Annotated in this window: 11 protein-coding genes and 1 tRNA gene; 6 read left to right on the top strand and 6 right to left on the bottom strand. The window is 53.1% G+C overall.

The window, feature by feature from the left end:
- Window positions 1-110: 110 nt before the first annotated feature.
- Window positions 111-1439 carry a M43 family zinc metalloprotease gene (locus tag F0P93_RS02315; protein WP_225309339.1) on the bottom strand — a complete coding sequence of 443 codons (1329 nt, stop codon included), beginning with the start codon at window positions 1437-1439 and terminating at the stop codon, window positions 111-113.
- Window positions 1420-2367 carry a PhoH family protein gene (locus F0P93_RS02320; RefSeq protein ID WP_150875831.1) on the bottom strand — a complete coding sequence of 316 codons (948 nt, stop codon included), beginning with the start codon at window positions 2365-2367 and terminating at the stop codon, window positions 1420-1422. The genes F0P93_RS02315 and F0P93_RS02320 overlap by 20 nt, the downstream gene beginning before the upstream one ends.
- A 455-nt stretch (window positions 2368-2822) precedes the next feature.
- Between F0P93_RS02320 and dnaB the strand changes: the two genes are divergently transcribed.
- Window positions 2823-4370, top strand: coding sequence for a replicative DNA helicase (gene dnaB, locus F0P93_RS02325; RefSeq protein WP_374756761.1), 1548 nt, complete (start codon window positions 2823-2825; stop codon window positions 4368-4370).
- A 100-nt stretch (window positions 4371-4470) separates the two neighbouring features.
- On the opposite strand, the gene rlmD is transcribed toward dnaB, so the two are convergent.
- Window positions 4471-5916 (bottom strand): 23S rRNA (uracil(1939)-C(5))-methyltransferase RlmD, encoded by a 1446-nt coding sequence (gene rlmD / locus F0P93_RS02330; protein ID WP_150874758.1) that lies wholly within the window; start codon window positions 5914-5916, stop codon window positions 4471-4473.
- Between the two features lie 68 nt (window positions 5917-5984).
- On the opposite strand from rlmD, the gene F0P93_RS02335 reads away from it, so the two are divergent.
- Window positions 5985-8231, top strand: coding sequence for a T9SS type B sorting domain-containing protein (locus tag F0P93_RS02335; protein ID WP_150874759.1), 2247 nt, complete (start codon window positions 5985-5987; stop codon window positions 8229-8231).
- A gap of 124 nt (window positions 8232-8355) precedes the next feature.
- Here F0P93_RS02335 and F0P93_RS02340 read toward each other — a convergent pair whose 3' ends face one another.
- Entirely contained in the window at window positions 8356-8811 is a 456-nt protein-coding gene (locus F0P93_RS02340) for a CHRD domain-containing protein (RefSeq protein WP_150874760.1), read from the bottom strand.
- A 178-nt stretch (window positions 8812-8989) separates the two neighbouring features.
- Here F0P93_RS02340 and F0P93_RS02345 point away from each other — a divergent pair, with 178 nt between their 5' ends.
- On the top strand, window positions 8990-9805 hold the full coding sequence (locus tag F0P93_RS02345; RefSeq protein WP_150874761.1) for an SDR family oxidoreductase: 816 nt from the start codon (window positions 8990-8992) through the stop codon (window positions 9803-9805).
- Between the two features lie 95 nt (window positions 9806-9900).
- On the opposite strand, the gene F0P93_RS02350 is transcribed toward F0P93_RS02345, so the two are convergent.
- The gene (locus F0P93_RS02350; protein ID WP_150874762.1) at window positions 9901-10635 is read right to left on the bottom strand and encodes an SH3 domain-containing protein; all 735 of its coding nucleotides are present in this window, start codon (window positions 10633-10635) and stop codon (window positions 9901-9903) included.
- A 117-nt stretch (window positions 10636-10752) separates the two neighbouring features.
- On the opposite strand from F0P93_RS02350, the gene F0P93_RS02355 reads away from it, so the two are divergent.
- Together F0P93_RS02355 and F0P93_RS02360 are read left to right on the top strand one after the other, a co-directional pair.
- Window positions 10753-10828 (top strand) — tRNA-Lys (locus F0P93_RS02355).
- A gap of 146 nt (window positions 10829-10974) precedes the next feature.
- Window positions 10975-11517 carry a DUF4136 domain-containing protein gene (locus F0P93_RS02360; RefSeq protein ID WP_150874763.1) on the top strand — a complete coding sequence of 181 codons (543 nt, stop codon included), beginning with the start codon at window positions 10975-10977 and terminating at the stop codon, window positions 11515-11517.
- Between the two features lie 51 nt (window positions 11518-11568).
- Here the strand turns inward: F0P93_RS02360 and F0P93_RS02365 are convergent, their stop codons facing one another.
- The gene (locus F0P93_RS02365; protein WP_374756762.1) at window positions 11569-11943 is read right to left on the bottom strand and encodes a DUF3127 domain-containing protein; all 375 of its coding nucleotides are present in this window, start codon (window positions 11941-11943) and stop codon (window positions 11569-11571) included.
- Window positions 11944-12106: 163 nt separating this feature from the next.
- Here F0P93_RS02365 and elbB point away from each other — a divergent pair, with 163 nt between their 5' ends.
- Entirely contained in the window at window positions 12107-12799 is a 693-nt protein-coding gene (gene elbB / locus F0P93_RS02370) for an isoprenoid biosynthesis glyoxalase ElbB (protein ID WP_150874764.1), read from the top strand.
- Window positions 12800-12883: the final 84 nt, after the last annotated feature.

The raw sequence follows: 12883 nt of genomic DNA on the forward strand, positions 1-12883 counted from the left end.
TCTTACAATATCGAATCATAAATACCGAATATTGAATAACGAAGAGACAAGCGTCAATCCCTGCGAGGAACCGCACCGAAGCCTGTAAACAGAAAACCGTAAACCGTTATTTAACGAATTAGCAACCTTTTGGACGCCGTTTCTTTATCAGTGTGTACTTTTACAAAATAAACACCCCGGGCCAAGGCATCCAATGGCAGGCTGATGGAAGAACTGGGGTAATCGGTATAATTCTGGGTCCGGACGATCCGCCCCGACAAATCAGTAATGTCGACCTGAAACGATTGAAAACCGGTGAACAGCACTTCCAGCGTCGATTGTTTCTGGGCGGGATTTGGAAACACATTCACCGTCAGCGATTCGGTTTGGGGCAGCGGGTCTGCCGACCGGACCACGCGTTGACGCCGGGGGCTGGCTTCGATTACCGCCCGCATCCGGGTTCGCTGGTCCTGCGTGAACAAATTCATGCAGGCATCGGGCGTGTAATCGAGGTAATTTTCGATCTGGTTGCGGGTGCGGGTGCCGTTGCAGGTCGAAAACCGCTCGGCGCAGCCCGTCGTCTGGTTGGCACTTTCGGTCGGGGGCGTATCGTTGCAGTAATCCGTTCCGCAAACCGCATCACCCCAAGTATGAATCAATCCCAGCCAGTGGCCTACTTCGTGCGTGGTAGTCCGCCCATACCGGTAGGTGGAACTGGTAACGGCACCGATGTCACTCCCAAAATACCGGTAATCGATGATGACGCCGTCCGTCAATTCATTTTCCAGGGACGACAACCCGTCGATGCCGTCCGCTTCCGGAAACTGGGCGTACCCCAGGTAATCGTTTCGAAGGGTCGTTACCCAGATATTCAGGTATTGATCACTGGGCCAATAGGTAATCTGGGACAACTGAAGGTCGTCACCGCTGGAACCGTCGTAGATGTTAAAGCTCGTTTTTTGGGTGTAATGCCGGGTAATCCCGGTGGTTTGAAGCCCGTCGGGGTCGGTGCGGGCCAGAAAAAATTCAATGCCGGTATCGGCTCCAATCGGGTTGGTGTTGAAGCCCCGGGTGTCGACCATCCGGCGGTAATCTTCGTTTAACACCCGGATCTGGGAAGCAATCTGTTCATCGGAAATGTTGGAGTTGTTGGCCCCGCCCACAAAACCGGACGAATTGGTATGCACCACATGCACCACCACCGGAATCCGGTAAACAACCTCTCCCACCCGCGCTTTTGCGGGTTCCTCGGTTCGCTGCCGAATGAGATCTTCAATCCTTTCGTTGAGCTTCAGGCGTTTTGTTAATCGCTGTGCATCCCGCCGTTGTAAGGTTTCTTCACGCACATCGATGCCACAGCGTTGCGGAGTTACGGGCGTTTGTGCCCGTAACTCCGTTAGACCGATGCTGAGAATGAGTCCCAGCGCAGCAAAAAGTTGCCTATTTTTCAGCCCGTTCATACGCGGAGATGATTTCTTTAACCAACCGGTGACGCACCACATCGCTGCCATCCAATTCTACAAAGCCGATCCCTTTGATATCTTTCAGCAGTTCAACGGCTTCAATCAGCCCGGATCGCTGGTTTTTGGGTAAGTCGATCTGGGAACGGTCGCCGGTGATGATCGCTTTAGAGCTCGGTCCCATCCGCGTCAGAAACATCTTCATCTGCATCGGCGTTGTATTCTGCGCTTCGTCCAGCAAAATAAACGCGTGGTTGAGGGTTCGTCCCCGCATATACGCCAGCGGAGCGATTTCAATCGTGCGGCTTTCGATGTAGAGTTTCAGTTTTTCGGCGGGAATCATATCGTCCAGCGCGTCGTAGATCGGGCGGAGATACGGATCGATTTTCTCTTTCAGATCGCCGGGCAAAAAACCCAGGTTCTCGCCCGCTTCCACGGCCGGGCGGGTGATGATGATTTTCCGTACTTCCTTGTTTTTCAGCGCGCGCACGGCAATAGCCACGGCGGTATACGTTTTTCCGGTTCCGGCGGGACCTACTGCGAAGACCAGATCGTATTTCTCGGATACATCTACCAGCCGTTGCTGATTAGCGGTTTTGGCCCGGACAATGACCCCTTTGGTGCCGTACACCAGCACGTTTTCATCGGTTTGGGGAAGCGCAACCGGCTCGCGCTCATTGTTTTTGAGAAAGCTGCGAACGTTCTCGTGGGTGAGTTTACCGTACTTCTGGTAATGCTCGATCAGCGAGTCCAGAATGTCGGTAATTCGCGTAATCTCCGGGGTTGTCCCTTTAATTCGGATTTCGTTCCCGCGGGATATAATCTTACTCATCGGAAAGGCGGCTGCTACCTCTTTGATGTTGTTGTTTTCAACTCCCAAAAAGTCGATGAGCGATACATTGTCAAGGGTGATTACTTTTTCTACCAAATCTCCGTTCATATTTCAGTGTGACCGATCCTTTATTTTGCTTCTAAATTTAGAGGATCATACGTAGTAAACAACAAAAATTGTCAATTATTATCTTCCAATCCTGCCAAATTTGCGCAAAACCTTCACGATTAATCAGTTGCCTTTTCCGCCAACAATCCTGAATTCGATGGGCCAGCAAGACTGTAAAATCGATTTAAACCGTAAGCTAAAAACAAAAAACATTTTCACTTTTTTTTCACCCCGCCAGCCGGGGAATATGTACTTTAGAGACAACAACTTAGTGTGTGGCTAACCTCCCCAGAACCCCGTGACAACCGGCCTGACGGCTTTTCATTCTAACACCGATTGGCTATACTTGCAAAGCAATGGAGAACGATCGCCCTACTAATTCTAACTTTCGGAAGACCCCTTACCTGGGTAACCGGCGTAGCCTGTCCGACGGTGTAAACCACATGCTGACGCCAACGGGACTGGGCAAATTGCCCCCGCAGGCCATCGATCTGGAAGAAGCGGTGCTGGGTGCGTTGATGATTGAAAAGGATGCGCTTTCGGCCGTCATCGACATTTTGAAGCCGGAAAGTTTTTATAAGGAAGCCAACAATCGAATTTATAACGCCATTGTCACCCTGTTCGGAAACGCCGAACCGGTCGATATGCTGACGGTGACCCAGCAACTGCGTAAAACCGGTGAAATTGAGGTTGTTGGGGGCGGTGGCTACGTGACGGAACTCACGACCCGCGTTACCTCAGCCGCCAACATCGAGTACCACGCCCGCGTCATTGCGGAAGCTTCCATCAAACGCGCCCTTATTACGGTTGCCAACGAAATCCAGCGCGACGCCTACGAGGATACCACCGACGTTTTCAACCTCCTCGACCGCATCGAGCAGTCGATGTTCAAGATTTCGGAATCCAACATCCGCAAGAACTACGCCGACATGAGCACCATCATGCGGCAGGCGCTGGATGAACTGGAGCAGAAAAAGAACATGAAGGACGGCCTGACGGGTGTTCCGTCGGGATTCAGTGCCCTCGACCGGCTGACGTCCGGCTGGCAGCGGTCGGAATTGATCATTCTGGCGGCCAGGCCAGGGATGGGTAAAACTGCATTTGTAGTTAGCGCCCTCCGCAATGCTGCCGTCGATTTTGGGCAGGCGGTGGCGATTTTCTCACTCGAAATGTCGTCGGTGCAGTTGGTCAACCGGCTGATCTCGGCAGAAGCGGAGATCGATAGTGAAAAAATCAAGAAAGGAAATCTGGCTCCGCACGAATGGGCGCAGCTTCACCATAAAATCCAGCGCCTGACCGAAGCGCCGATCTTCATCGACGATACGCCCGCCCTTTCCATCCTGGAATTACGCGCCAAATGCCGCCGGTTGAAAGCCCAGCACGATATTCAACTGGTCGTAATCGACTATTTGCAGTTGATGCAGGGCGACACGTCGGGCAAAATGGGCGGTAACCGTGAACAGGAAATTGCCTCGATTTCGCGGGCCATGAAAAACCTTGCGAAAGAGTTGAACGTTCCGGTCATTGCCCTGTCGCAGTTAAGCCGGGCCGTTGAAACCCGGGGTGGCGACAAAAAACCGCAACTCTCCGACCTTCGGGAATCCGGCTCCATCGAGCAGGATGCCGACATGGTTATCTTCCTCTACCGGCCTGAATACTACGGAATCAGTGCCGACGAAGCTGGTAATTCCGTATCCGGAATCGGGGAAGTCATCATCGCCAAAAACCGGTCGGGTTCGCTGGATACCGTTCAACTGCGCTTCGTGGGCAAATACACCAAATTCGCCGATCTGGATGCCTTCTTCATGCCGCAGACTCCTCCCCCATTCAGTGGGCCTTCGGCCGGTTTCGACGCCAAAACGTCCGGTGCGCAGACCTTCGAAAACCAGGGCGGTATTGTCAAAAGCAAAGCCAATACCTTAAATACGCCCGGCGGCAACTTCACCAACTTCGGCCACATTGACCCCAACCAGCAGGAAACACCCTTTTAAGTTAAAAGTTAAAAATTAAAAGTTAAGAGTTAGCGGTTCGGTGGTTAGCACGCGTCAGCTCACTTTTAATTTTTAACTCTTAACTTTTAACTTTTAACTCTTAACCCCTCTTCTCCAGCTTCACCACATTCTCGACGTGGTGGGTATGCGGAAACATGTCGACGGGCTGAACGTCTTTCACTTCGTATAATTCGTCCAGAATGGCCAGATCGCGGGCCTGGGTGGCGGTGTTGCAACTCACGTAAACAATACGTTGGGGAGCAGCCTGCAACAGATTTCGCGTCACGGCTTCGTCCATACCCGCCCGGGGCGGATCGGTGATGACCACATCCGGTTTTCCGTATTTGTTAAAAAGAGACGGTGTCAACAGGGTTCCCATGTCGCCCGCCAGGAACTCCGCGTTGTGAATTCCGTTGATGGACGCATTCACCCGCGCATCCTGAACAGCCGCTTCAATGTATTCAATACCAATCACTTGCTTCGCTTTCCGGGCTACAAAAAGGCCAATGGTTCCGGTTCCGGTGTAGAGGTCATACACGCGCTCGGAACCCGTCAGCCCCGCCCAGTCGCGCGTGATTTTGTAGAGTTCGAAGGCCTGGGCGGCATTGGTCTGGTAAAAGGATTTGGGGCCAACCCGGAAGGTTAACGGTTGGCCGCTGCCATCCTCCATCTGCTCCTCGATGTACGGTTTTCCCCAATACGGAACCACGGTCTGATCCTGGTACGAATCATTCAGTTTGGTGTTCAGAATGTAATTCAGCGACGCGATCTGCGGAAAAGTCGTTTTCAGCATGTCCATCAATCCGGCCAACTCCTCCGGCCGGTCCTCGGCGACCTGCACCACCACCATCACCTGCCCTGTCGAAGCGGTGCGGATAATGACTGTGCGCAAAAAACCGACGTGCGTGTTCAGGTTATACATCGTAAACCCGTGCTCGAACGCATAGGCACCTACCGCCAGCCGGATGGCATTCGACGGATCGGGTTGCAAATAACAGTGCTGAATGGGCAGAATTTTATCAAACCGCTTCGGAATGTGAAAACCGACCGCCCGTTTGTCCACCGACATTCCGGAGCGAATCTCCTCCTCGGTGATCCACCGACCGTCGGCGCAGGTAAATTCCAGTTTGTTGCGGTAATAGGTAGTTTGAACGGAGGGCAGGGTCGGTCGAACCGGGGGCAGTTGCACCTTGCCGATCCGGGTCAGGTGATCGAACACCTGCTGGCCTTTGAAACGCAGTTGTTCGTCGTAGCGGATGTGCTGCCATTTACACCCGCCACAGGTGCCAAAATGAGAACAAAACGGTTCGGCCCGGCTTGGCCCAAAGGAATGTATTTTTTCGACGACCGCTTCCCGGTATTGTTTTTTCCGGTTGACAATCCGAATATCGACCACGTCACCCGGTGCAGCCACTGGCCCACCCGAACGGCCTTCCACAAAGATGACTCCCTCATCCGTTCGAATCAAACATTTTCCTTCAGCCGCAACATCATCAATCCGAATCGCTTGCAACCGTTGCGACATCTTTTGGGTCTTTCCTGACATAATAAACTGTAATAAATTCTGTAAATTAAGCACCGTATTTTGGTTTCGACAACCCTATCCGTATTTGAATGAAACAGTTTTATCGGATTACAGCCTGGTGGTGTTGGTTGGTGGTGGGCTGGGTGGGCCTGATTTTTCCGGCTATGGCGACGCACATCGTGGGGGGTGAACTGGAGTTGAAACGGCTGACCAATCAAAACCCGTTTACCCACCAAATCAACCTCAACCTTTATTTCGATGATCTGAACGGTAACCCACAGGCCGAAGATCCCACCGTTGTTATTTTTATTTACCGCAAAGGCGACAATGCGTTCATCGGTTCGGTCGAACTACCGCAAATCGGCTCGCAGCCCGTCGACTACACCAAACCGGCGTGCGCGCTGCCGTCGCTTCGTACCCGTCTGCTGAAATACAGCGGGAATGTGGTGTTCAATCTAAATGCGTTCAACGATCCGCGCGGCTATTACATGGTCTGGGAACGCTGTTGTCGCAACAATTCCATCAGCAATATCCAGAATCCCGGTCAGGCTGGTTCTACGTTTTACCTGGAGTTTCCGGCGCAACGAACCGGCAGCACGGACCTCTTCAACTCCTCTCCCACGTTTCGGCCCGTCCAGGGTGATTACATCTGCATCAACCAGCCATTTGCGTTCGATTTCGGCGCTACCGACGCAGACGGCGACAGCCTGGCCTACCGGCTCGTAACGCCCTATAACGGTTTCAGCACGGCGGCCAATCCCCGCCCACAGGTGGCCTTGCCCAGTTCGTCGTATCCCGAAGTCCGGTGGAGCAGCGGACTCAACCAGGATCGGGCCATTCCGGGACCGCTGCCGTTGCGGGTCAATACCCGAACCGGCCAACTCACCGTAACCGCCGGGCAGGTAGGTCTGTTTGTTTTTTGCGTTCAGGTGGAAGAATACCGGAAAAATGCGTCGGGTGTTTACCAGCGAATCGGCCTCGTGCGTCGGGATTTTCAGCTCAAAGTCATTGACTGTCAAAAAAATAACCCGCCCGCCGTGGCGATGCGGCAAACCGGACAGTCGGCTTTTTACAAGGAAGGCACGGTCTTGAAGTTGAGCACCCAGGATGCCAATTGCGTGGATGTGTACGTTACCGATCTGGATGCCAACCAGAAGGTCAAGCTGTCGGTCTTGAACGGTCCGGCGCAAGGGATTACGTTTTCACCGGATGAAGTGACGATCCGCACTTCCGGCGATTCGGTGCGGACCCGGATTTGTTTCGACAAATGCCTGGCCGATGGAAAACCGCTGCAACTGGCCCTGCTGGCGACTGATGAGGGTTGTCCGCAGGGTTTGAAAGACACACTTTTTGTCACGCTGCTGCTGGAACCGGAACTCAACCGCCGACCGGATGCAGAAACGACCCTGCCCGGCAACCAGACGACCGTACAGGCGGGCAAAAACCTACAGTTCAACGTGTTGGGAACCGATGCCGATAAGGATATGATCACGCTGACGGCCGTCGGACGCGGGTTTACCCTCGCTCAGGTCGGCATGAGCTTCTCGGCGGTTTCGGGACAGGGCTCGGTGAGTTCGCAATTTAACTGGAATCCGCAGTGTGATCAGGTCAAAAACACGGAATATGTCGTTGATTTCATCGTGACCGACACCCGCTGCAACCGAAATCTGCGCGACACCGTGACCGTTCGGCTGAAAGCCACGCCCGCAACCGGCCGACCGCCCACGGTTCGAACCACGCTGACTGATCCGGTGGTTGAGTTGACCATCACGCACGGCGACTCGGTGCCGGCTGCGATTCGCTTCGATGCCATTGCCGAAGATCCCGATCCCGACGTGCTGAAGCTCACGGCGGTGGGCCGAAATTTCGACTGGAAAAGCATGGGCATGCAGTTTGAAAACAAAACCGGGCCGGGGCCGCTGACCTCGCCCTTTGTCTGGCAACCCGATTGCTCGGTGCTACAGGGAAAAGAGCAGGCCACGTTTGAACTCGATTTTATTTCGCAGGACAGCAGTTGCCCGAACCGCTACGATACGACCCGCGTCACCTTCGTGGTGAAGGACGTTCCCGTCGATTACAACATCACCATTACGAACGTTATTACGCCCAACGAGGACGGCAAAAACGATGTATTCAGCGTTCCCAACCTACCACTGGACAATTGTTCCGATCAGTTTCGCCGGGTCGACATCGTGAACCGATGGGGAAAAGCGGTTTTTTCGTCCACCAACCGGCTCTTCCGCTGGGATGGAGAAGACTATCCACCGGGGCAATATTATTACCTGATTCAGTACACCAACCGGTCATACAAAGGCACGGTGACGCTCCTTCGCTAAAACGCACAAAAAAAGCGATCCTTTCCGGGATCGCTTTTTTTATGTGTTTTAGCCTTTTGCTTTTGCCCCTAAATCCCCCTAAAGGGGCAAAAGCAAAAGGCTTCTAAAATTGACACCGTCAATTTTAGAATTGTTTCCGCATGATATTTCCGCGAATTTCACCACCGGGATACCGGGTCGTGTGCAGATTTGAATAAAGCCGTCCTTCCATCAGCGCGTTTTCCTGCACCTGGGTCAGCGTGCTTTTTCCGCTAATCGGGCTCGTCAGGGAGGCAAATGGAATGATAACGCTACCATTTGTACCGGGGCCACCGGGTGCCAAGTGAATGTGGCCGGCCGACGGCGTCACACCGGTGTAATTGATGGTATAGCTCAATTCTTTCGTCGTCTTGTTGTAAGTCCCTGTCATCGTGCCGGTTGCCGTCGAGGGCGTCGAGGGGACTTCCTGCGCGCCGTTCAGGGTGGCTTCAAATTCGACTGTATCTTTCTGGTCGGGAGCGTCTTTAATGGGTGAGCAGGATGTCACCGTCAGGGCTGCTGCCACAAAGGCGGTCATCAGATACGCAAATGTTCTTTTCATAAATCGTAAATAGTAAATGGTCCAGATTGCTCCGCAATAATACTAACTTTGCACTAATTCTCTGCAACCTCAGGCGGGCAATACCTAGATAACTTATTAAAATGAGAAGTTTCTACCAAAAACTGATAATTATTTATCCGCCCTCCTTTCGGGTCACATCCGGAATTTCCCCCGTTTCATGAAAGATAAAGTTGTTTTGATTACGGGTGCTTCGTCGGGAATTGGCAAAGCACTCGCTTTTGCGTTTGGCCTCGAGCAGGCTTCCATCGTCATTTGCGCCCGAACGCCCGAATCGCTCGAAACCGTCCGTGACGAATTGCGCCGGAGCGGCATCGAAACACTGGCGATTCAGGCCGACGTGAGCCAGGAAGCCGACGTCCGGAGGTTGATCGATGCGACGATCCGGAAATACGGGCGGCTGGATATTCTAATCAATAACGCGGGCATCAGCATGCGCTCGATGTTGCTGGATCTGGACCCGGACGTGATCCGGAAAGTGATGGACATCAATTTCATGGGAACGGTGTATGCCACCCGCTACGCGCTGCCCCACATTCTGAAAACCAAAGGCTCTATTGTCGGGATTTCGTCGATTGCCGGCTACCGGGGGCTGCCGGTTCGCAGCGGGTATTCGGCCTCCAAATTTGCCATGAACGGTTTTCTGGAAGCCCTCCGCACCGAACTGCTCGACACCGGCGTTCATGTGCTGGTGGCCTGTCCGGGTTTCACGACCTCCAACATCCGCGTTTCTGCCCTGAACAACGAAGGCAAGGCAGCGGGAGAAACGATGCGTGACGAGAGCAAAATGATGAGCGCGGAAGAATGTGCCGATCACATTGTAAAGGCCGTCAAGCGCCGGAAACGCGACCTGATCCTGACCTTCCAGGGCAAGCTGACGGTTTTCCTCAACAAATGGATCCCCGGACTCATGGATCGCCTGGTGTATAACACCCTGGCGAAGGAGAAAGACTCGCCGTTGAGGAAAGCGGTTTAGGTTTACGGTATTCGGTTTACGGTGGCTGACGCATGCTCACTAGCGCGATGTATAATGCGTCAGCCACCGTAAACTGTAAACCGTAAACCACAAAGTTAAATCAACCACACACTATCCTTCCGGACGTAGTACAGGCCGTCGTTCCAGAAGACGTGGAGCCAGACGTCCTGGCTGCCGAGGATGTTGACCTTGTGGCCCCGGTTGATCACATCGGCCACCGGGGCTGCGGACGAGGGATCGCGCCGGAGCAGAACGCGGTCGCGGTTGATGATCCCGGACTGGTAGCGTTCGGGCAGATTGACCAGCAGCAGCAAGCCCGTGAGGTAAGCCAGGACGATGAGTTTGTGCCGTCGGCGAGCCGGTTCGCGGTTGCGGTATTTCAGCCAGAAAATGCCAAAGGCATAGGTCCCCAGCAACACCAGCCCGAGCGTGATGTAGAGCCCATATTGCTTGTAGAACAGGTAAAAATAATTCAGATCATCGGTTTCGTAGCCCCGGAGGTTGTTCTGAATGGCCACATCATGCATCTTTTTCAGAATGGCTTCGTCGGGCCGACGGTCGAAATAAATTTGCAGATAATAGAGCATTTTGGCCACGTCGCCCTGTTTCTCCCATACATACGCCAGCTTCAACAGCATCGGATCGGTCGGTTTATAGCCTTTTTGAAGGTGGGATTCATAGGCTTCTACGGCAGCCGGGTAGAGTCCCGCAGCAAACAGAGAATCAGCCTGATAGAGGGTCACGGACGTCGATGCTGCGGATGCGTTTCCGACCCGGAGGAACAGCAGAAATGAAAAAAAATAGAGCAATTTTATAGGGTGACCTTGCATTTTCACGTCAGAAAAGGTACTTTTGCATCGCAATTTTGGGAAGCGACCCAAAATTACAAAAGGTAAAAGTAGAAAGGTTACGGTTCATAATCATTTCTTTTCGTCTTCACCTTTTTCGATCTGGTAGCTCAGCTGGTAGAGCAATACACTTTTAATGTATGGGTCCTGGGTTCGAATCCCAGCCGGATCACCAAAAATACAGCGAAGACCCGCTTTCTTCACGAACCCGCATCCTTCTCAGGGGCGGGATTTTTATTGCATTCCACCACTCATTCATGCTCCTGCCAACTTTTTCACCGGCCATTCGTTTAAAAAGCAAATGAATGAACCATCCAATTCATGAAAGCCCTCACACCGGCCTGTTTTTTCTTTCTTTTGATGGCAGGCGCTGCCTGTAGCTCGATTCGCGTCGTCAAGACCGAACCGGCTCCCAACTTTGCGTTGTCCAATTACCGGACGTTTGCCTTTTCGGACATCGAATCGACAGGCGATATTCCCCAGAGCGGTTTTTACCGATCACAGGTCGATGGGTTGAAAGCCGCCATTGAAAAACAGTTGGTGAACAAAGGACTCCGTCGGGTCGACACGCAGCCGGATCTGATGATGAACATTGGGATTGCGGTCGATGAGAAGACCCAGACCCGCGAAACGAATTTTCGCACAGATCCGCCCTATTACATCGGGCAACGGCGCTACAGCTGGCGGAGTCAGGAAATTCCCGTGGGTAAATACCGGCAGGGAACGATCGATGTACACCTGATCGATTCGAAGCGGAATGAGATGGTTTGGCAGGGGATTGTGGAAGGGGTTATCCCGAAGAAGCCGGGGAAGCTTCAGAAACAGATCGATGAAGGGATGGAAAAGCTGTTTTCCAAACTCTGATTCGGGTGATTTTCGGCAGAACCGAAAATCACCCGAGAGGTCAGTTTACCCTTAGAACGGAAGTCCGTTGTCTTCTTCCTCAAACGTCGTCAGAGGGCGGTCTGCTGCGGCTGCACGGGGTTCCGAGCGACGGGGGGCAGCAGCTGGGGCTGATTGCGGTTCGTATCCTCCTCCACCGCCTTCGGCTGCTTCGATCCGCCAGGCCCGCACGTCGGTATACCAGCGGTCATTGTATTCGCGGGATTCGATGCTGATGGCGCATTTCATCGTGTCGCCCGGCGCATACTGCGCCAGTTCGGCGGCTTTTTCGCCCCAGGCCATCAGGCAGACTTGTTTGGGAAACTGGTCGATGGTTTCGAGTACAAATTGTTGCTTCGTCCAGGTTCCATTTTTCCCCTGACCCGATTGTTCAGGTAAAACTTTCACCAGTTTACCTACTAATTCCATTGCCATATGCTCTCTGTTATTTTCTGTTTGGTTCTTACGTTCAGAATTTCGTTTCGTCCGGCGAAGGTTGAAATGAATCGTTGAAGTTACAACATTTTGGCTTAATTTTCCCCAAAAAACCACCTCATCGATCCCCTGAATTATGAAAATCGGAGTCTTGCTACACGGAAACGGCGTCTACGATGGCACCGAAATTCACGAAGCCGTTTTGACACTGCTGGCCCTGGCAGAAGTGGGTGCCGAGACGGTTTGCATCGCCCCGGATGTGGACCAATACCACGCGATCAACCACCTGACGGGTGAGGAAATGCCGGAAACCCGCAACGTGCTGGTCGAATCGGCCCGAATTGCGCGGGGCAACATCCGGAATCTGGCCACCCTGACCGCCGACGAACTGGATGGGCTGGTGATGCCGGGCGGTTTTGGTACGGCCAAAAATATTACGAAATGGGCGTTTGAAGGCCCGCAGGGTGCGATCCTGGAACCGGTCAAGCAATTCATCCTCGACCTGGTTTCGCTCAAGAAACCGATTGTCGCCCTTTGCATGAGTCCCACCACGCTGGCCAAAGCCCTGGAGGGCAGCGGAATTTCGGCCACGCTCACGGTGGGGTCGGACCGGGAAGAAAGCCCGTATGAAATCAGCGGAATTGCCGCCGGAATCACTTCGCTTGGCCACCACGCTGAGATGAAAACCGTTCGGGAAATTTCAGTCGATCGGGAAAACAAGATCATTACCGCACCCTGTTACATGATGGAAGCGTCCATCCTGGACGTCCGCGATAACATCCGGGCCGCCATCGATGAATTGGTGGTGCTGTTAAAGGGGGACGATTGACGGTTGACCATGGACCGTTGACGATGGACCATTGACGATGGACCGTTATTCGGAGAGAAGAGAAGCCATTTCGACAATGGTCCA

Origin of the sequence: Larkinella humicola (assembly GCF_008727875.1) — a bacterium.
In the GTDB taxonomy this organism is placed as follows: Bacteria; Bacteroidota; Bacteroidia; order Cytophagales; family Spirosomataceae; genus Larkinella; species Larkinella humicola.

Coding starts and splice junctions, on each gene's coding strand:
- F0P93_RS02315 (WP_225309339.1), bottom strand. CDS start 1,439: ATGAACGGGCTGAAAAATAGGCAACTTTTTGCTGCGCTGGGACTCATT.
- dnaB (WP_374756761.1), top strand. CDS start 2,823: ATGCTGACGCCAACGGGACTGGGCAAATTGCCCCCGCAGGCCATCGAT.
- rlmD (WP_150874758.1), bottom strand. CDS start 5,916: ATGTCAGGAAAGACCCAAAAGATGTCGCAACGGTTGCAAGCGATTCGG.
- F0P93_RS02335 (WP_150874759.1), top strand. CDS start 5,985: ATGAAACAGTTTTATCGGATTACAGCCTGGTGGTGTTGGTTGGTGGTG.
- F0P93_RS02340 (WP_150874760.1), bottom strand. CDS start 8,811: ATGAAAAGAACATTTGCGTATCTGATGACCGCCTTTGTGGCAGCAGCC.
- F0P93_RS02345 (WP_150874761.1), top strand. CDS start 8,990: ATGAAAGATAAAGTTGTTTTGATTACGGGTGCTTCGTCGGGAATTGGC.
- F0P93_RS02350 (WP_150874762.1), bottom strand. CDS start 10,635: ATGCAAGGTCACCCTATAAAATTGCTCTATTTTTTTTCATTTCTGCTG.
- F0P93_RS02360 (WP_150874763.1), top strand. CDS start 10,975: ATGAAAGCCCTCACACCGGCCTGTTTTTTCTTTCTTTTGATGGCAGGC.
- elbB (WP_150874764.1), top strand. CDS start 12,107: ATGAAAATCGGAGTCTTGCTACACGGAAACGGCGTCTACGATGGCACC.